Raw genomic sequence first — 18,599 nt, 5'->3', positions numbered from 1 at the left:
CCGCGTCAACCGGCGCGGCGAGCGGCTTCGACCTCGCGCAGTGCGCGAAGGCGTGCAAGGTCGACCCGCACGATCTGCTCGAATTCTATCGGCTGTTCGCACGCACCGAGCGGGTCGTGACGGTGTATTCCCAGGGCGTGAACCAGTCGACCTCCGGCACCGACAAGGTCAACAGCATCATCAATTGCCATCTGCTGACGGGGCGCATCGGCAAGCCGGGCATGGGGCCGTTCTCGTTTACCGGCCAACCGAACGCGATGGGCGGGCGCGAAGTGGGCGGCCTTGCGAACATGCTGGCAGCCCATCTGGAGCTCGACAATCCGCGCCATCGCGAACTCGTGCGGACTTTCTGGGTCTCGCCCGCCATCGCCGAACGGCCGGGACTCAAGGCGGTCGAGCTGTTCGAGGCGATCGAAGCAGGCCGGATCAAAGCCGTCTGGATCATGGGCACGAACCCGGTCGTGAGCCTGCCCGACGGCGACCAGGCGAAGCGCGCGCTTACGCGCTGCGAACTCGTCGTCAGCTCGGACATTGTTGAAAACACGGACACCAATGCGTTTGCCCACGTCCTGTTGCCCGCGCTCGGCTGGGGAGAGAAAGACGGCACCGTTACCAATTCGGAACGCAGGATCTCGCGCCAGCGCGCGTTCCTGCCGGCACCGGGCGAAGCACGCGCGGACTGGCGGATCATCTGCGAGGTTGCGCAGCGCATGGGGTATGCCGGTTTCGATTTTTCGGCCCCGCATGAGATCTTCGACGAGCATGCGCGGCTGAGTGCCTATCGTAACGACGGTAACGACACGGGCAACGATCACATCAAGGATCACGTGCCGCGCGTGTTCAATCTGGGCGGACTCGTCGGCCTCGGCCGCGAGCGCTACGATGCGCTGCAGCCAATTCAGTGGCCGGTGCTGGCGGGCAATGGCGCGGAGCAGCGCGGTACCGCGCGTCTCTTCGGCGATCGCCGCTATGCCCACGCGAACGGCAAGGCGCGATTCGTCGCGACGCCACCGCGCGCACCGGTCCACGCGCCGGACGACGAGTATCCGCTCACGCTGAATACCGGCCGGGTGCGCGACCAATGGCACACGATGACCCGCACCGGCAAGTCGGAGAAGCTCGCCGGCCACGTGACGGAAGCATTCGTCGATTTGCATCCGCAGGACGCGCTGTTGTGCGGCGTGCGGGAAGGTGAACTCGCGCGCGTGTCGAGCCGTTGGGGCACTATGGTCGCGCGGGTCCAGCATGGCGGAGGCATGTCGCGTGGCAATGCGTTCGTGCCGATTCACTGGAACGATCAGGTGGCGTCCGACGCGCGCATCGGCGCAGTGGTGAATCCCGAGGTCGATCCGGTTTCCGGAGAGCCCGAATTCAAGCACACGCCGGTGCGCGTCGACAGGTTCGACGTCGCGTGGCACGGTTTCTCGTTGAGCCGCCACGCTCCGGAGCTGGACGGCATGACCTACTGGACGCGTGTTCACGGCGCGCAGTTCGTGCGCTACGAACTCGCGGGGCGCAAGCCGCTGGCCGATCACGGCAACTGGGCGCAGGCGCTGTTCGGTATCGACGATCCGCATGCCGACTGGCTCGAGTACGAGGACAGAACGGCGGGCGTTTATCGCGCGGTGCATCTGGTCGACGAGCGAATCGAGAGTTGCATCTTCGTCTCGGCGCGCCCCGAGTCGCCGTTGCCGTCGCGTACGTGGCTTGCGGGCCTGTTCGCGAAGGACAGGCTCGACGAGGAGGATCGTGCCGGCCTGCTGGTTGGACAGCCGATTGGCAAGGGTGTCGATACCGGGCCCACGGTCTGCTCGTGTTTCGGTGTGGGACGCAATACGATCTGCACGGCGATCCGCGAGCAAGGGCTAAAGACCGCCGCGGAAATCACCGCGTGCCTGAAGGCAGGCGGCAACTGCGGGTCATGCGTGCCGGAGTTGAAGAAGCTGCTGGTCGATACAGAACTGGAACGGCTGAGCACAGTTTGAAGGAGATTGACGTTTCATGATGAAGCAACTCAAAACCATGCTGGCCGTGGTCAAACCCGGCGATACCTTGTTCGCTCGTGGTGACGACGGCAAGGCCGTGCCGGCAGGTTCAGACGATGTAGGAGAAGGACACCTGCGGCATACGGCGAATCTTCGCGCCTCACATCCGAGCGAACGAGGGCGGCATGACCGCGCGCGGTGCCGCTCCCGCCAGCCGGGCGCAGCCGTGGGGCTGGCGCATCCTCGCACGCCACGTTCGCACCTGCAGTGATGGCGAGCGGCATCGGCATGTTGCGCTATGCGGCTAACGTCGCAACTCCGACATGATCTTTTCGGCGAGAAAGTCGCGCGGTGGCTGATTCGACTTGGCGCTCCTCGCCAGCACGACCTCCAGCGCGGCGATTTCGGGCAAGCCCTGCGCGTGACCGAGCAGGCTCAGGGGCGCTGTCACGTTAAATTGTTCGCGACCCAAAGCTGAAACCTGAAATACCAGCGCACCGCGCAGCTGATGACTGCCGCTGGAAAGCGATGACCGTGGTAAAGCGATCTTTCTTTATTCATCACGCGATCTTGCTCGACCATCTCGGCAACGTGACAGTGCCTGCAGACGGCCAGGTCTGTACCAGACAGGACTACACATGGCGCGGCCTTGCTCGTCATGGCCGGGATCGCCTTGACGAACACGTCGCCGGGGGTGGCGCCAAACGTCGACTGATTCCGGATGAAATCGTGAGCGCAATCGCCGACGGCGCCACTCCGACCAGAGCATCGCGTGAGCACCTTGGACTGAAGCAGGCCGAAATCGCGGCGCGCATGAGCATCAGTCAGCCTACTCGTATATGGAACGGAAAAAGGCGACTGCGCGAGTCTTCGCGGGAAAAGATTGCGGCCGCGCTCGGTATCACGGCGGATCAACTCCACATTGGTTGCGTAGTTGTCGTTGGCGTCACGTTAAACGCCAGTGCCGGATTCATCGACGGCCAGCCCGCGTAGTCGCATTTTGTGTACGGCGAGCCGCCTTCAGATGATCGCCGTAGAGGCGTTTCGCAAACGGTGTCCTGTTGGACAGGATGAGCTGAGCCATCGGCACGAAAGCATGGTGTCAGTTCGGCCTCGATCACGGTATCCCGATCCACGAGGTAGTCGATGTAACGAGGTTTGCGGATCCGGGACAGCTTGCGGGAGTGCGCGGTTGGTTGACTACCCTATGAAATCCGGGACAACGAAACCCGATTCCGGCCGGTCGCTTTCGCATTGTAAAGCGCTTCGTCGGCTGCCTTGATTACCGCCGTCACTTCATCGTCGCTCTGTGGTGTGCAGCTTACTGCGCCGATACTGGCCGTCACACATCCGTGCTCACTGCCTGCGTGTTCAATGCCGCAACTGCAGATGGCGCGGCGAATCTTTTCCGCGATTTCCGATGCGCCCGTGGCAGGTGTATCCGGAAGGACGACGATGAATTCTTCACCACCGTAACGTGCCGCGGTATCCGCCGGCCGCCGGATGCTGTCTGTGATGCAACGCGCGACCGCCGCGAGCGCATCGTCTCCAGCCTGATGGCCGTAGGTATCGTTATAGGCCTTGAACCGGTCAATATCCACGAATAGCAGTGATACAACGCTACGCGTGCGCTTCGCGCGGCGCCATTCCGCATCCAGAATCTCGCCGAGACTGCGACGGTTGTTCAGCCCCGTAAGTCCGTCGATTCGCGCGAGGAGTTGCAACTCTGACTCAGCGCGCATCCGCCGGCGCAACTGGACTCCGAGCAGGGCCGCGAGGCCTATGAATGTTGTGCCAAATAGGACCATCAGCGAACCGATCGTAAGTGCCCGTTGACGCCACGCCGCGTAGATGTCCTGTTCGGCGGCGGCCGCCATGATGATCAACGGGGTGTTGGGAAAGTTCCTGAACCAGTAGAGACGACGAATGCCGTCGATCGACGCCGTATCACGGAAACTCCCTTCCTGCTCGGCTATGAAGTGCCGGAACGTGCTGGCGTTCCTGATGTCGCGCCCGACGATGCGCGGGTCGTAGGGTTGGCGCATGAGCATTACGCCATCCTTGCCGATCAGCGACAGCGAACCATGCGGACCGAGTGAAAGTCCCGCGAAGAGGGTGTGAAAATACTCAAGGTTCACTGACAGCAGCACGATGCCGGCAAACGACCCGTCAGGATTGGAGATGCGCCGGGTCAGCGCGATGCTCGGCGTGCCGTCTCGCAGGCGCGATGCATAAGGGTCGCTGACATACACGCCGACAGCCGGATTGTCGCGTTGTACCGAGAAATACTTACGGTCAGCGAAGTTACCCTTGCGTGGCATATCGCTTCCGGAATCCAGAATGATATCGCCTCTCGCATTGAGAACGAGGACTGAACCCAGATATCTGGCGCTAGCCGCGCGATCGAACAGCACCTCACGGCGTAGTCTGGGCGGCAAGGACATAATCTCGGGGTCCTTGAGTCCGTCCACCACAGCTTGCAACGACAGCTCATAGAGTTCGAAATTGCGTTCAATGTCGCGTTCAGCGATGAGCGCGATGTCGCGCAGGGACTCGCGGGTATGATTCAGTGCGTCCTGCCGGCTCTCGTAAAGAACCATGCCGCAGAGACCGACCATGACGATGGCGATGACGGCACCGGATCCGGCGACGAGGAGCGAAGATGCAGCGAGCTTTCGCTGGATGAGCCCGATGAAATCCGCGACCAGACCGTTTCCAGTTTTTATCATCTTTATCGGACGAGGTGACTCTGGCTGGCCATGCCTCTGGTCAGCGTTGAAGGAGGTGCATTGTGGGCGATGACGCTTCCCTGCCGCTTGCAGGTCTCGCCGCGCGCGCCTGGCCCGTGCTGAGGCAGCAGCCTACATCAATTCTGGTGCATATGGGAAAACGGTATGCCGATGGGCCTGCTGCAGTTTTTAGCCGGGCGCTATGGCGTCAGGATCCGCAGTAACGGGAGGTACTGGAAGCCCGAATTCCCTCTCGACGAGCGTTCGGGCGATTTGCCAATATTCGTCAGCACATCCTTCCAGGCTGCCGTCCTGTTGCCAGAGCTGATAGGCGCGCTCGCGGACTTTTTCGGCAAAAGTCAGATCGTGCATGCAGTCATCCCCCTCTCATACGGAGTCCCAGCGTGAGGTGCCTGAGCACCCCAAGCGGCAACCATCTGCATTTTTTGGAAAAATGCTTTTCATCGACGATCACGCATCACGTCCCAGCATTGGCTGTGGTCCATCTGCCTAAGCATCCTCCGCCGGATCAATTCACGACGGTAGTGACTGGCAACCAGCAGCGCGGCGACAGTCAGCCCAAAAATCCCGACGACAATTCCTTCCCACGAGTCGCTCACGGAAGACTCCTTGACCGAACAACTGGATCACCCAGTCAGCGTCATTTGTCATCAGGCATGCGAGCGGCAGCTTTGAGAAAAAGCTGGCCGTCATCGGTAACGCGAGGGCGTTGCAGACCGGAGGTGAGTTGCTCCAGCGTGACAAGCTGTCGTTCAAGGAGCGTTTCCAGATCCGCACGATCCAGGCTCATAGGGTCCGGCGCGTCGTTCAGCAGCATGAGAGTGGCGAATTCATGTGGACTGAGCATCTCCGTCTCCTGGCTACACCTGCGTTTCGCTGGCAACCTGATCCGTTGTGCCCGTTTCACGAGCAGGATCAATTCGGGGATGGCGGCCGCGGGGTGCCCACGTTGCGTGGAGTACGTGTCGCGCGCCAAGGTGCCCATCTTAATATTGAGATGCGTGAAAGATCAATATTGGGGAAATACTTTTCCGCGCCATGCTTGCGGCGCACGGCTGCGCAAGCATGGCGTAATTCTAAGCAGCCTTGAGGGCGCAAGGAAATCACGTTTCCAATGTTGCCATCGGGTAGCAGACAAAGCCTCGAAGCCACGGCCGGTCAGCATCGTAGATGCAGGTCGAACCTGCTGCCGTCAGGGTATATGGGAGGGCGAACCCAGGTGCGCGGACCTTGTCGGGTCCGGACCCGGAGCGCAAGAGGCAATCCGGCGACCCACGAAAAGGACGGCTGGCAATAACACTGCAGGAGGAGGGCGGATGCTGATCCGGTGTGGATGCATGTCTCTGCTTTGGTGACCTGGCTGATGTTGTACGCGGGCAGTATCGAAGCAGCTTTATTAATGCAACTAACCGTCTGCATCAAACACGTCAACCTTGAAAAGCATCAAAACCGCTCGGCAGGAAAGTGGGCCGCCTACACATCCTGCGGATGTCGGTCGCAAGGCACTTCGCTGATGACGACTCTGGTTCTCCTTCGTTCGATTCTGGTAAATTAGAAAATCAGCGAGGCACTAACGGATGCCGTCGCGCACGAATCTGATGAGGTTTGCCATGAACGTTGCTGATCTCGCTGCCGAGGTGTCTCCAGACGGACGCGCGATCGTATTCTGGCTATCCGACCACCAGCGCGAAGTGGAATGCGCGATCACCCGTGAGACGCTCGAAGAGTGTTTTTGGCTCCCCGCTAGCGCCGATAGCGCGCGTATGCTGAAGACGTTCGCAGATGGTCGCCAACGCATCGTCGCAGTTGCGGAAAGAAGGATGCGGGCGCGACCTGACCGGACGATCCAGCTGACCATTGGCGACTTCCCCGGAAGGCGCTAAACGTGGCGAACGCACGCTGCGGGTCGGTAATCTGGCGCCGCATTGCGATTCATGCCGCCTGAGAATCAGATGGCCGGAGCGCCGAGCGAGTCGCGCACGGTCACTGGCGAGTTCCGCGCGACTTTGTGGATCCGATTGACGCGTCCGCGCAGGGCACGCTGCTTGCCGGGGGGCGAAGAGGAAAAAGCCACTGCAGGCATGGCCCCCGGCTGTACACCACGTCCTCCCCGTTCTGCACGAAAGTCACCGCGGCCACTGCTGAGCGTTTTCTTGCAAATGCCGGCCACAAATGCCTCGTGTAGTGCAGCTATAATTCTCCCGTTCTCAAAACGCTCCCTGCAACTTCGAATCCGTGTCTCCCAGGCGAACCAAATCCCGCGGCAGCCGAGTCCATAAGCCGCTGACCAAGACGCTTCTGTTGCCGATGGACCGGGCATCGGCAAACGAACAGTCTCTCGCCCATCATCTTGCGCTGGTCGCGTGCCGGAGCGGTCACGGAAACGGACACCTCATCAATGAGCTCATGCGAGCGGTGTATCTGAGCTGGTTCCTGCAGCGAGCAGGATACGGCACCTGTCCGGCCGGGCAATTCAAGGTTGCCGAATACGCCGTTGAGGCGACCCTGTCACGCGCGAAAGAGTGTGGTGAATGGCGGCTACCGGCCGAGACGATCGCTGACTTCGAAGCGCTCCTGGCCCTCCATGATTCGCAGCTCGCCAGTGCGCCGCTGCACGAAGTGCTCGCGGCAGAGCACAAGCTCAGAACGTTTCTGGCGGGCACCACCAGTTCCCCAATTCCTGTGAATGCCTGATTCTGGCTGTCGCGCACGTCGTGCCGTCGACGATTATTCCGGGCGTCGGCTTATGGCTCGACGCGATCTCAAGAGCTGGCCCGCGTGCATGCGACGTGACATTCGGCATTGCCGGCTGCATTCACGCGCTGAAGTGATTTCTCATGCTGTTGTTTCGTTCCTGCACCAGACGCCACAGCTTGCGAGACCCGCCAGATCGGCACTGGCGATGTCTTTCACGCTGGAAACGCACCGGTCGACAGGTACCGGTCGCCCCGATCGCAAATAACGAACACGATCGTTGCGTTCTCAACGTCCCTGGCGATGCGCATCGCCACAGCGCATGCGCCACCCGCCGAAATCCCGCAAAAAATCCCCTCGATCGCAGCAAGACGACGCGCTGCCGCCTCAGCTGCCGCCTGACTCACCGACTCGGTCCGATCGATCCGCGTGGGTTCGAAGAATGCCGGGAGATATCCGTCGGACCATTTGCGTATGCCCGGAATCCGCGAGCCGTCTTCAGGTTGCACCCCAACGATCTGAACGGCGGGATTCTGCTCCCTCAGAAACCGGCTTACGCCCATGATGGTGCCGGTCGTCCCCATGGCCGAGACGAAATGCGTGACGCGTCCCTGCGTTTCACCCCAGATCTCGGGACCGGTACCTTTGTAATGCGCGAGTGGATTGTCGGGATTGGAGAACTGATCGAGAACGATGCCCTGGCCTTCCCGTTCCATCTGCGCCGCGATGTCTCGCGCGCACTCCATACCGCCCTTGGCCGGCGTCAGGATTATTTCGGCGCCATACGCCGCCATGCTGCGATACCGTTCCTCGGAGACATCCTCCGGCATGAGCAGCACCATCCGGTAGCCGCGCAGCGCCGCCACCATGGCGAGTGCGATGCCGGTGTTGCCACTGGTCGCTTCGATCAGCACGTCGCCGGGCTGTATACGTCCGCGCTGCTCGGCCCCTCTGATCATCGACAGTGCCGCTCGATCCTTGACCGAACCCGCGGGGTTGTTACCCTCCAGCTTGCCGAGGATGACGTTGTTGCGTGCCCGGATCGTTTCATCTGGAAGGCGAACGAGTTCGATGAGCGAGGTGTGGCCAATGGCGGCTTCAATGGTTTTGTAGGTCATGTTTCAAGGTATTGGCGTAGTGTGAAATCCACGGCTGCCGGATCGTTTGGCGAAGCGCTTCTGCTGATGTTTTATGCACGCGCGGTGACTGTCTCTAGCGGCTCGCGTGCATCCGCGTCTTCCGGGTCCATAGCGACCAGTACCGCGCAGGAAACCCTGTCCAGCAGCAACCTGTCGTTCTTGCCGCTCCACCATCGCCGGATGGGGCCGGTTCGACGATGCCCCACGACAATCAGATCGGCTTTCAACTCACGGGCAAAAAACGGGATATGGTCCAGTGGGTCGCCAACCGCGAAATGGGGTGTTGCGACGACGCGGCGAGCCGCGAGTTTCTCGATTCCATCGCGGAGGATCTCCCTCGCGGATTGATCCAGCGCGTCGAGCGGAACGGCAGAGGCGATGTCGACCCCCTGCGACCATGCCGGGCTATTCAGGACGGCGAGCAGGTGCGTTTCCGCCCTGGTCCGCTCCGCTAACGAGGCGCCATGGCGCAAAGCCCGCCGGCCTTCACGGGTTGCGTCATAGCACAACAGGATGCACCGGAATGCAGACATGTCCTTATTCGCTCCGATTCAGGAAGCCCCGCTATCCAGCAGCCGGACGGTGGATGCGCGACAGTTCGAATGATCGCCGCCTACGAGCGTGGCAAGCAGCAAGAGAAGCCGCGTTGCATCGAAATGATAATATATCACTTTGTGATGTATGTCCGTTTTACGCCGACAACCTGAATGGCGGTTCCATCCCCAATCGAAGAGGTATCCAATGGCTATCGATACGGCGTCGTTTGCTACGCCACTGACCCGGCTACTGGGCTGCCGGTATCCCATCATCTCGGCCGGAATGGGCGGTCCGGCGCGTGCCGAGCTTGCAGCGGCCGTTTCCCATGCCGGAGGATTTGGCCTGCTGGGTATGGTGCGCGAACCGCCCGAGTTGATCTCCCGCGAGATTGCTGCGGTGCGGGCCGCCACGGATCAGCCGTTCGGCGTCAATCTGATCCCGTCGGCCACGGACCCAACCCTCCTCGCGGCAGAACTCGATGTGTGTCTGGCCGCCCGTGTTCCAGCGATATGTTTCTTCTGGGACGTCGTGCCCGACGTGGTCGCGCGAGCGAAAGACGCCGGGGTGCTGGTGCTCTATCAGGTCGGCTCCCTTGAGGGTGCGCTCGCCGCGGAACAGGCGGGAGCCGATGTCGTGATTGCGCAGGGTATCGAAGCAGGTGGCCATGTGCGGGGGCGTACAGGGATCCTGACGTTACTCCCCGAGATCGTCAGGCGTGTGCGCATTCCAGTTGTCGCGTCGGGCGGGTTCGCGACAGGCGCAGGCCTCGTAGCGGCGCTCGCGCTCGGTGCGGCAGGCATTCACTGCGGTACGCTTTTTCTCGCAACGCATGAGTCTTTCGCACATGACTATCACAAGCAACGTATTCTCGCCGCCCAGGCTGGGGACACGGTCTATACCGATCTGTTCGCGATCAACTGGCCACCTGACTCTCCCGTGCGCGTCCTGGCAAACAGCGTGACCGGGAAAGCCGGGAGCCACCTGTTCGGACATCATCCGGACAGGCTGCCGCGCGATGTGATCGCCTACGACGACGGGCGGCCGATCTACCGGTTCAGCACCGATTCGCCACTACGCAGCACGGTGGGAGATCTTGAGCAGATGGCGCTCTTTGCTGGCGAATCGGCAGCGCTCGTCGATCAGGTCTCCAGTGCCGCCGAGGTCATCGAGCGGCTGTTGAATGAGGCCATTGATGCCTCATCGCGAATCGCGCCACTATGTAAGCATGGATCATCGCAATCGAAGACGATTGGCTGATAGCGCCGCCAGTCCGGCGTTGGAAATGGTCGATGTCATTCAAGGCGAAGTCTATTTGCCCGGGCCGGTTTCTTCGACGCAACTCAGCACAAGTCGACTGCCCGGCCCCGCGTCACCGCTAAGTGTGGCGATGTGGAATTCGGTATCGGTGCACTGCCATTCGACGCGAAAGTCCTTGAAGTCCCTGGTGTGCTTGTAGCAGCCCTGGGATGGCACGCCCGTGAGCGCCTTGTGCAGGATGTACGGGCAGGTCTGCCGTCCGTCGCACTGACGCGCGACGTTGCGGGTCGTGTCGGCTCGCGGCATTTCGCAGTTCGTGCCATAGGTGCCCGATATGATCCTGATCGCCCGCGCTTGCCCCTGCGCGCCCGAGCTTGCCGCCACCGCGAGAATGCCCGCTATCGCCCAGACACAGCGAAAGGCGCAGACGAGAAGGGGCGATTCATATCGCCGGTGCGCCACTACCCTGGTCATCTTCGCCGGTTACCCGCGCCAGGACGTTGGCGACCACCCGATCGCAGTGAGCGCCGCCGAATTCGAATACGTCGCGCTCGGCGAGATCGATCTCGTGCGCCAATGATTCGCGCAGCAGACTCCTTGCGCGGAAATGCCGGCTGCGCACGGTCGCTTCCGGGATGTCGAGACATTGTGCCGTCTCCTCGACGCTCAATTCCTCGACCGAACGCAGCACGAATATCACGCGAAAGACTTCCGGCAGTTCATCCAGCTTGCGCTCGAGCACGGCTCGCAGCTCGGCGCGTGCTAACGCCTTGTCTGGGGAATCGGGGTCTTGCACGGTCATGGCATCGATATCGACATGAGTGTTCAGGTCCACCATCGGAATCACGTTCTGACGGCGTGCTTCCCGGCGCAGGCGTCCATAGCATTCGTTGAGTACCAGGCGGGACAGCCAGGTAAGCAGCGTCGCATCGCCACGAAACCGCCCGATCGATCTATAGGCTGACAGATACGCCGCCTGCAGTGCGTCTTCTGCTTCCGTCCCATCACGCAACGTGGCGCGCGCCAGACGATACAAGCGCCGATTGTGCCGGCGCATCAGCCATTCGAACGCCAATCGATCTCCCGCGACGATGCGGCGGACTGCCTCGCGCTCGTCGTCCGCGGCAAACGTCGAATGTGTTTCAGCGATGTCCGTCATGACTGCCTCGCCAGGTCGCCCTCACTCATTGCTCGTTCCTCACTGCACGATAAGTGTGCCACGCATCGTGGGGTGGAGCGTGCACAGATACGGGTAACTACCGATCTGGCGCGTCACGTAACTCCACGATGCGTCTGGCCGAATTTCGTGTGAATCGAACGCTGTCGGCGTTGAAGTCGCCGTGTGGGGAAACAGATCCTTGTTCACCCACATCACACGATCGCCGCGGTGCACCGTGAGCACCGGCGGGTTGAAGCGCATCTGCTCGATGACGATCACGTACGTTTTGGCTGCGGCCTCGGACACGGCGACCAGCGACATCGCCATGATCGCAACGAAAGCGCTGGCAAGGACAAGGCCGCGGGCATGTAGCGTGCCCCGGCGCTGTCCGGCAGCGCAAAGTGTCCGGTCACCCACCGCTCTTGCCCAGTTCCGCCTGCAGATGCTTCGCGTGCTCGAGATGTGCGACAAACGCCGGCCGCACCTTGACCAGAAGCGCCTTCAGTTCGGCATTCTGCGCACTCGGGATCAATGTCTTGTCCAGCGCGTCGAGAACGCTCTCGTGATACGTCACCTCGTGGTCGATATATGCCCGGTCGAACTCCGCGCCCTTGAGTGTTTTCAGATTGGCGAGGTTCGCATCGCCGCCCTGTTTGAGACTCTGGCTAGTCGGGTTGTCTTCCGGCGTCACACCGAGCTTGTGCACAAGGTCGGTAGCGGCCCTGTTGACGCCGCTGTGATCGGTAACCATGCGTTGCGCGAATGCTTTGACATCCTTCGACTTTGATTTGGATTCCGCGAGCTTGCCTGCGTCGATATCCACCTGATTGGCTGTCACGACGATGGCCGCGATCTGAGGATCGGTGGGCCCGGCGCTCTGTGCCCAGCACGGGAGGCTGGTCAACGTGAGTGCACTGGTGAGTATGCCGACCAGTGCTGCGCTGATTATCTTCATGTCGCGTCTCCTGAATGACGATGGCAAGTCCGGCTCGGTCCGCACGCGATCCGCGGCCGATTCGATCCTGAATACGGTATTGGATGTCACGTGTGCGAACCGCGTTCCCGTTTCCAGGTTCGGCCTGCGATGCGCGTTTCCTTGACACGGTGGCGGAACGGCCATTAGGAACGCGGCATGGTTTCGCAACGTGGGGACGATATTGTCCAGGGAATGGGTGCTGAATCAGCGGGAAAGGCGGGAGAGGAAAGAAAGAGCGCGTCGTCATGACTATATTTCATTGTGATATAAAAATGCGTTTCGGATCGTTGCGCCTTAAGGGAGCAAGACTGGCCGCGGGGTCAGACTGGTTTCGCCGCTGCGGCAGAATGGACCGATCAAGGGCATTTTCTGTCTTAATATGTCATGTTGTGATATAACATGAAAGCAGGCCTTCACGTGACGGATTTTTGAACAGGAGAAGTCCGGATAAAATTACAAGGATGATTTGTCTGGATTGCATGCTCCCATGGGGATACCGTGCCTCGTTCCGATGCGCAAAGTCCGTCGTCGTGAAGGCCCCGCGCCATCAAAGGATGATGATCACCGATCCCTCCGGATCGCGTTGCATGAGTCCTCGGGGGAAGCCTGAACGGTTTTCCGGTGCGATGGCGCAATACAGATCAAAGCAGGGAGCCATCATGCTGATCACATTCCAATCGCCCGCTACGCCAGATGTTGTGATGCTCAGAGATCTCGCCCAGTATCTGCTGGGACTCGTGGGCAAGCGACTCGATACGCGTGGAGTCATCCTCCACGACGATCTGCCTCGTGCAATCAGCCGTCTGGAAGCGGCGATTTCGGACGATGAAAAGGCGGAGATCGCTCTCGAATCGCTGCAGTATTCCCGCGAACGCCGTCAGGAATCCGGCAGTGGGCTTTCGCAGCGTGCCTGGCCGTTTCTCGACATGATGCGCGAGGCCAGCAAGCAGAATGCCGACATCATCTGGGGCCTGTAGACGCCCTGTTGCGGCACGAGTCGATGCCCGTTGCGTACCATACCGCCTGCTGAAGGAAGCCGGGATGAAACAATGGATTGCAACGCGCCTGTTCGTAGCAACGCTCGCCGCGTGCGGCATCTGCGCGCCGGCGTGGGCAGGTGCGTATTCTGGCGGCCAATCACATGGTGTTGGTTCGGGATCGTGTGTAGACCGCAACGGCTGCGCGCCGCTCGGGACCTTGGGTGCTACGCGGGCTAGTGGAACGGCTACGTCCTATTTCACTGATATTCCGATGACGGTTGTCGGTGCGTACGGTCGTACGACGCTCGATATGCTTTCGAGCGGACCCTTCATGTTGGTGAAGTGGCCGAATGGCGGCTGCCCGGAAAGCAGGCGATGGCGCACGGGAGACACGCGTCGTAACCCGACCGGCGGCGACCAGCATGTGATCTTTCTCTGGCCGGCACTGTAGACGGTCGGTTAAGGAACGAACAATCCGAATGACCGGATGAAGTATCGCCTGGCCGCCGACGCTTGCCGCATCTGTGACCAAGGCTTCGGAAAACTGCCCGACCTATATCACCGGCGACATCAAGGTTCGTGACGCGTGCGGTTCCACCAGTGCCTGCCGCTTGCATGCTGGAGAACCCGTTTACGACGATTGCGCCCGGAATCCTGGGTGACGACGAAAAGCACCACCATCGCCAGCACTGCGGCTGCAACAGCAATCTGTACCAGAAGATCCACTATCATATTCGTCTCCGTCATGGTTGATCATTCAACAGAGTGGTCCTGGTCGCCCCAATTCGAACTCACGCGGACTGTCTGGCGTCCACTTTGAACAGGACACCGCAAGATACGCGGTCGAGCAGCAATGCGTGGTTCTCGCCGCTCCACCAGCGAGCAAAAAAACCGTGTGGGTGATGTCCGATGACAATCAGGTCGACCTTCAATGATTCCGCGAGCCGCGAAATCTGGTCAATCGCGTTTCCGACCGAATAATGTCCCGTTGCAGTTACGCCCCATGCTCGCAGGCAGTCAATCCCCTCGCGTAGGGTCTCTTGTGCCGCCTGCTCGTCGACTTCGAATTTCATCGACGACAGAACGTCGAACCCGCTTGACAGGTATGTGTAGTCGAAAATCGAAAGCAGATGGGTTTCGGCTTGCAACTGCTGCGCAAGGGCCGCACCGAAGCGCAGCGCGAGCTGTCCTTCCGGCGTGGCGTCGTAGCAGAGAAGGATTCTGTTGAACGGGGACATCATGGTGGATTCCTTTGCCAACTCTCGCGGCGTCATCCATTCGAATCATCGGTTCGATTCACCGCGAAATTGTTCAGGTGAACATCGGCACGGCCTCGATCAGCGCGAAACCCAGTAACGCACCTACTGCTGCACCCACCAGCTTGGGGTGCCAGCGTTGCCACCGCAGCTTGCCGAGCAGCTCGCCAAGCAGGATCGTACCGAGCAGCGCAAATGCAATCAGCAGGTAGCCGATTTCAAAGTCGTTGTTGATGACCATTACGCCTCCTTTACGCCAGGTGAGACTGCGTCATCAGAACCCCTGAATGAAGCTTTTGCCGGTAGACCGTGCCCGATTTCGCGGGTTCAGGTTTCCGGCGTCAGTTGCACTCCCAATGCACTTCGGATTCAGACGCGGACCTTTGATTCAATAATACATCACAATGTGACACATATGATCATCTGATCCGCGGGTTGCGAGGTTCTCAAGGTCGCCGTCGATCATCCCGGGCGGACAGTGGCCTGGTTGCATGTTTTCCAGCAGCGTTGCAGCGTATGGCGGGTCGCTGACGGAGGAGGGTGCGCAGGTACCTGTTCCCGGCAAGGTGCGATCGCCTTTTCAATCGCATCCCGGAGTTCAGGACGAACGGAAAAACCACGCCGTGCACGCGGGCAAACGTTGGCAAATCGTATAATTCACGATCTCGCATATATCGACGCCAAGCGCGCGTCGCAGGCTAACGCGATCGCGCTGTGCATGGCAGCAGGAATCGTCACGTGCAGCAAGTGAAGTCAACTCTTCGCTCGTTCGCTGTTTGCCGGTTTGGCCGTCGAGCTCTGCGCATACATGTATGCACGATTGAACGGATAGCAAACGTGAGTTTCGCCCAGGGGACCGGCAACGTGCCCAGGCAGTTCGAGTTTGCCACCCGGGCGAGACGCCAGAATCTGGAACAGCGAGGTCCAGCCCTGCTCAAATCCCATGGCCGACCCCGCGAGATAGAGGCGGTACGCGCGGATGATCCTCTCCGAATCCCTGCCGAGCATCCGACGTGCCTTGTCGAGATGTGCCTCCAGCGCATCGGCCCAATGCCATAGCGTCCGGACGTAGTGTGGGCGGAGGCACTCGGCGTCTACTGGTTCCAGGTTGCCGCGGGTCATGGCATCCATCATCACGCCGACGTGCACCAGCTGGCCACCGGGAAAGATATATCTGTCGATGAAGTCACCCATGCCGCCATCGAGTTGGGGGTTATCAGTGCCGCCAGCGGTAATGCTGTGATTCATCATGAGGCCGCCGGGCCTGAGCAGACGGCGCATCTTCGCAAAGTACAGAGGTAGATTCGGACGGCCTACGTGTTCGCACATGCCGACCGAGGCGATTTTGTCGAAGGGCGTGGACTCGTCGATGTCACGGTAGTCCTGTAGCAGCATGGTGACGCGCCCGTGCAGTCCCTTCTGCTCGATAAGCCGGTTGACATAGGCATGCTGATTCTTCGACAGGGTGATGCCGGTGGCGGTAACGCCGTAGTGTTCTGCGGCCCATAGCAGCAGCGCGCCCCAACCGGCACCCACGTCAAGAAAGCGCTCGCCGGAGCGCATCATCAGTTTCCTGCAGATGTGATCGAGCTTGGCTTGCTGGGCCTGGGCGAGCGACATGCCGGGCTCTGAAAAATACGCGCATGAGTAGACGCGCATCGGGTCGAGCCAGAGGGCATAGAACTCATCGGAAATATCGTAGTGGTGCTGGATCTGGGCGGCATCTCTCGCCCGGCTATGGTGAGTGCGTGCCCAGATGGCGCGATTGGTGCGATTGATCCTGCGCTTCAGCCACCCGCGCGCTTCCTGTGTCGGGTCCTGGCGGAGGAGTGCCGGAGCCGTTGCCATCAGATCATGCATGTCGCCGTCGATTTCCAGCCGGCCTTCGACGTAGTCTTCCGCCAGCCGCCCGATTGCGCCCTGCGTCAGGTGAAGGAGCGCACGCATATCGCGGATGACAAACGACAGCCGCGGCTGCGCTGCTCCGATCCGCCGGCCATCAGGAAGCCAAACCGAGCAGGGCAGCGGCAGGCTGGCGATCTGTTGTTCGGCAGGTTGCCGAAAAAGGCTGGATAGAGTCATGACTGCTGTCTCCTGCTGGCAATGTCGCAGCGCCTTGGGCGTGGCAATGATCTGTCGTCCAGGTCAGACCATTCTTCCATCTTCGACTGCCTCCTGATCGCACCGATCCAGAAAGGCGGAACGAGCACAGGTGGTGATGCTGCGACGCTGTGGCCGCAGGCATCATTCATGCCTGCCCTGGTTGACGTGTTTTGTATTGCAACCGCCTCTTTCGTATATATCACAATATGATATATAATTCCAGTATCGGCTTCGAACGCGAAGCATCGGAACGGCGCATATCTTCGGAAAATGGATGCGAAACGATGACGTCGTCGTTCAGCGCAGGGGGCGCTGATCGCGAAGTCCGTTCCGGTCATCGTCATGACGGGAGGGCAATATGGTCGCTGATTTTTATCTGTTGCTCCTTTTCGGCGTATTGTTCATTTTCTCTATCATCGGGGTGGGGTTGTCTCTTCTTATTCCCGAAAATCACGCTCCGGACCGACCACCTGCAGATCGTCGCATTGAACCTGCTGCCGCCGTCGTTGTCAGGGCGCAGTCCTGCCGGTACCGTGCGCAAACAGGTCGGCGAGAGCATTTCGCTGATGCTCCGGGAGGACACAGGAACAGGATGAGAAAGATTTAGAAGGGCGCCGATGATCGATTTCCCGGCATGTATGGTTCGCAGTTCGCACGATGGCATTGCAGTTCATGACTCACTTTCGCCAGACGGCAGCACACATGGCCTCGACGCCGGGCCTTTGCCAGACGGTTTTCCCGTCCGGTTCAGCATGCTACTGTTGCCTCGGTTTTGACAATCATATAGCCGGCCTCGCACGGTTGCGCCTCAAAGATACCTTTGCGCCTACCATCTGGAAGGCAGTCCTTTCAGGACGATGATGCAATGGTGAACAGGTCGTTTTTCGCTCGTGCCCGTAATTTTCACCACAGCTCCCGCGACCCCTTTGCAAGCGTCATCAGCTTTCAAACTATCCGTTCGCCTCGAGCCCTGCGGGCCTGGTTTGCGTCAGGAATCGCTGGATTTCCATAAGGAGATCCGTCGATCTCCTCATACAAATCTGTCTGCGCGGCGAGTTCTCGCCTCATGTCTCTCAACCTGGCCAGCAGTGCAGCCGCGAGCCACTAAAGCCGGCCTTCGACTCACGCATGAGTGAGTACCAGGATGTATATCACAACGTGATATATAAAGTATAATAAGGCGTGGGATCATGACCACGGAGGCAAATTATGGGTGGCAAACTTTCCAACCCGGCGCCCCTCGGACTCGCTGGGTTTGCATTCACCACGTGGATGCTCAGCATGGTCAACGCAGGCTGGTTCAATTCCGACGCATTGGGGCTGGTACTGGCACTGGCGTTCGCTTTCGGCGGTACGGCGCAGATGATCGCGGGCGTGCTCGAATTTCCGCGTGGCAATACGCTCGGGACGGTGGCATTCCTCAGTTATGGCGCGTTCTGGTGGTCCTTTGCCCTGTTTGTAGCGTTCCTTGGCACGAAGGTGCCTGAAGCGTTTGTTGGTTGGTATCTGCTGGTGTGGGGCGTGTTTACGTTTTATATGTGGATCGGCTCAATGCACACCAGTACATCCGTGCAGCTCGTGTTCCTTGCCCTCTGGATCACCTATCTGCTTCTGGCGATCGGAGCGTGGACAGGTTCCGCTCTCGCCACGCATCTGGGCGGATATACGGGCCTGATTACAGCCGTGCTGGCGTTCTACGCGTCGGCGGCGATGGTGATCAATGAAAGCTTCGGGCGTACTGTGCTGCCCACCCACCCCTACGC

At 60.1% G+C, this 18,599-nt stretch carries 21 protein-coding genes and 2 pseudogenes; 8 read left to right on the top strand and 15 right to left on the bottom strand.

What is annotated here, in order from left to right:
* Together A6V37_RS34665 and A6V37_RS34660 are read left to right on the top strand one after the other, a co-directional pair.
* The coding region (locus A6V37_RS34665) for a nitrate reductase (protein WP_064270975.1) at nucleotides 1-1,985 on the top strand (1,985 nt) is incomplete at its 5' end.
* A 16-nt stretch (nucleotides 1,986-2,001) separates the two neighbouring features.
* On the top strand, nucleotides 2,002-2,256 hold the full coding sequence (locus A6V37_RS34660) for a hypothetical protein (RefSeq protein WP_064270974.1): 255 nt from the start codon (nucleotides 2,002-2,004) through the stop codon (nucleotides 2,254-2,256).
* A 33-nt stretch (nucleotides 2,257-2,289) separates the two neighbouring features.
* On the opposite strand, the pseudogene A6V37_RS34655 reads toward A6V37_RS34660, so the two are convergent.
* Both A6V37_RS34655 and A6V37_RS39700 read right to left on the bottom strand, forming a co-directional pair.
* Nucleotides 2,290-2,445 (bottom strand): annotated as a pseudogene (locus A6V37_RS34655) (LysR family transcriptional regulator); the annotation flags it as partial.
* Between the two features lie 11 nt (nucleotides 2,446-2,456).
* A pseudogene (locus A6V37_RS39700) lies at nucleotides 2,457-2,546 on the bottom strand (IS6 family transposase); the annotation flags it as partial.
* Here A6V37_RS39700 and A6V37_RS41940 point away from each other — a divergent pair.
* The gene (locus A6V37_RS41940) at nucleotides 2,514-2,978 is read left to right on the top strand and encodes a helix-turn-helix domain-containing protein (RefSeq protein WP_064270972.1); all 465 of its coding nucleotides are present in this window, start codon (nucleotides 2,514-2,516) and stop codon (nucleotides 2,976-2,978) included. The pseudogene A6V37_RS39700 and the gene A6V37_RS41940 overlap by 33 nt on opposite strands.
* Nucleotides 2,979-3,190: 212 nt before the next feature.
* Here the strand turns inward: A6V37_RS41940 and A6V37_RS34645 are convergent, their stop codons facing one another.
* The 3 genes from A6V37_RS34645 to A6V37_RS34635 form a co-directional block, all read right to left on the bottom strand.
* Nucleotides 3,191-4,714 carry a sensor domain-containing diguanylate cyclase gene (locus tag A6V37_RS34645; protein ID WP_100249444.1) on the bottom strand — a complete coding sequence of 508 codons (1,524 nt, stop codon included), beginning with the start codon at nucleotides 4,712-4,714 and terminating at the stop codon, nucleotides 3,191-3,193.
* A 189-nt stretch (nucleotides 4,715-4,903) separates the two neighbouring features.
* On the bottom strand, nucleotides 4,904-5,086 hold the full coding sequence (locus tag A6V37_RS39690; RefSeq protein ID WP_075643604.1) for a DUF2934 domain-containing protein: 183 nt from the start codon (nucleotides 5,084-5,086) through the stop codon (nucleotides 4,904-4,906).
* 289 nt (nucleotides 5,087-5,375) lie between these two features.
* Nucleotides 5,376-5,582: a hypothetical protein gene (locus tag A6V37_RS34635; RefSeq protein ID WP_064270980.1), complete on the bottom strand. Its 207-nt coding sequence runs from the start codon at nucleotides 5,580-5,582 to the stop codon at nucleotides 5,376-5,378.
* Between the two features lie 763 nt (nucleotides 5,583-6,345).
* On the opposite strand from A6V37_RS34635, the gene A6V37_RS34630 reads away from it, so the two are divergent.
* Both A6V37_RS34630 and A6V37_RS40260 read left to right on the top strand, forming a co-directional pair.
* Nucleotides 6,346-6,618 (top strand): DUF1488 family protein, encoded by a 273-nt coding sequence (locus A6V37_RS34630; protein ID WP_064270978.1) that lies wholly within the window; start codon nucleotides 6,346-6,348, stop codon nucleotides 6,616-6,618.
* Nucleotides 6,619-7,042: 424 nt separating this feature from the next.
* Entirely contained in the window at nucleotides 7,043-7,429 is a 387-nt protein-coding gene (locus A6V37_RS40260; protein WP_165614479.1) for a hypothetical protein, read from the top strand.
* A 215-nt stretch (nucleotides 7,430-7,644) separates the two neighbouring features.
* Here A6V37_RS40260 and cysM read toward each other — a convergent pair whose 3' ends face one another.
* Nucleotides 7,645-8,547, bottom strand: a complete 903-nt coding sequence (gene cysM / locus A6V37_RS34620; protein WP_064270966.1) for a cysteine synthase CysM — start codon at nucleotides 8,545-8,547, stop codon at nucleotides 7,645-7,647.
* Nucleotides 8,548-8,618: 71 nt separating this feature from the next.
* Nucleotides 8,619-9,101 (bottom strand): universal stress protein, encoded by a 483-nt coding sequence (locus tag A6V37_RS34615; RefSeq protein ID WP_064270964.1) that lies wholly within the window; start codon nucleotides 9,099-9,101, stop codon nucleotides 8,619-8,621.
* Between the two features lie 148 nt (nucleotides 9,102-9,249).
* Between A6V37_RS34615 and A6V37_RS34610 the strand changes: the two genes are divergently transcribed.
* Nucleotides 9,250-10,362, top strand: a complete 1,113-nt coding sequence (locus A6V37_RS34610; protein ID WP_244174071.1) for an NAD(P)H-dependent flavin oxidoreductase — start codon at nucleotides 9,250-9,252, stop codon at nucleotides 10,360-10,362.
* Nucleotides 10,363-10,413: 51 nt separating this feature from the next.
* Here the strand turns inward: A6V37_RS34610 and A6V37_RS34605 are convergent, their stop codons facing one another.
* From A6V37_RS34605 to A6V37_RS34590, 4 genes are all read right to left on the bottom strand, one after another.
* On the bottom strand, nucleotides 10,414-10,668 hold the full coding sequence (locus A6V37_RS34605) for a hypothetical protein (RefSeq protein WP_131799936.1): 255 nt from the start codon (nucleotides 10,666-10,668) through the stop codon (nucleotides 10,414-10,416).
* Between the two features lie 136 nt (nucleotides 10,669-10,804).
* Nucleotides 10,805-11,521, bottom strand: coding sequence for an RNA polymerase sigma factor (locus A6V37_RS34600; protein ID WP_064270960.1), 717 nt, complete (start codon nucleotides 11,519-11,521; stop codon nucleotides 10,805-10,807).
* A gap of 39 nt (nucleotides 11,522-11,560) precedes the next feature.
* Complete coding sequence (locus A6V37_RS34595; protein WP_278185298.1) at nucleotides 11,561-11,851, bottom strand: cupredoxin domain-containing protein; 291 nt, start codon at nucleotides 11,849-11,851, stop codon at nucleotides 11,561-11,563.
* Between the two features lie 79 nt (nucleotides 11,852-11,930).
* On the bottom strand, nucleotides 11,931-12,476 hold the full coding sequence (locus tag A6V37_RS34590; protein WP_064270956.1) for a DUF4142 domain-containing protein: 546 nt from the start codon (nucleotides 12,474-12,476) through the stop codon (nucleotides 11,931-11,933).
* Between the two features lie 680 nt (nucleotides 12,477-13,156).
* On the opposite strand from A6V37_RS34590, the gene A6V37_RS34585 reads away from it, so the two are divergent.
* A complete protein-coding gene (locus A6V37_RS34585) occupies nucleotides 13,157-13,474 on the top strand; it encodes a DUF1840 domain-containing protein (RefSeq protein WP_064270954.1) in 318 nt (105 codons plus the stop codon).
* A 573-nt stretch (nucleotides 13,475-14,047) separates the two neighbouring features.
* On the opposite strand, the gene A6V37_RS41100 is transcribed toward A6V37_RS34585, so the two are convergent.
* The 4 genes from A6V37_RS41100 to A6V37_RS34565 form a co-directional block, all read right to left on the bottom strand.
* Entirely contained in the window at nucleotides 14,048-14,209 is a 162-nt protein-coding gene (locus A6V37_RS41100; protein ID WP_157447928.1) for a hypothetical protein, read from the bottom strand.
* Nucleotides 14,210-14,268: 59 nt separating this feature from the next.
* Nucleotides 14,269-14,718 (bottom strand): universal stress protein, encoded by a 450-nt coding sequence (locus A6V37_RS34575; protein WP_242665922.1) that lies wholly within the window; start codon nucleotides 14,716-14,718, stop codon nucleotides 14,269-14,271.
* Between the two features lie 70 nt (nucleotides 14,719-14,788).
* Nucleotides 14,789-14,974, bottom strand: coding sequence for a hypothetical protein (locus tag A6V37_RS34570; RefSeq protein WP_064270951.1), 186 nt, complete (start codon nucleotides 14,972-14,974; stop codon nucleotides 14,789-14,791).
* Between the two features lie 512 nt (nucleotides 14,975-15,486).
* Nucleotides 15,487-16,815 (bottom strand): class I SAM-dependent methyltransferase, encoded by a 1,329-nt coding sequence (locus A6V37_RS34565; RefSeq protein ID WP_064270949.1) that lies wholly within the window; start codon nucleotides 16,813-16,815, stop codon nucleotides 15,487-15,489.
* 1,230 nt (nucleotides 16,816-18,045) lie between these two features.
* Between A6V37_RS34565 and A6V37_RS34555 the strand changes: the two genes are divergently transcribed.
* A partial coding sequence (locus tag A6V37_RS34555) for an acetate uptake transporter (RefSeq protein WP_064270945.1) occupies nucleotides 18,046-18,599 on the top strand: 554 nt, incomplete at its 3' end.

Origin of the sequence: Paraburkholderia ginsengiterrae (assembly GCF_001645125.1) — a bacterium.
Classification (GTDB): Bacteria; Pseudomonadota; Gammaproteobacteria; order Burkholderiales; family Burkholderiaceae; genus Paraburkholderia; species Paraburkholderia ginsengiterrae.
Note: the sequence above shows the minus strand (reverse complement) of the source record. Positions and strands in the feature narration are given on the sequence as shown.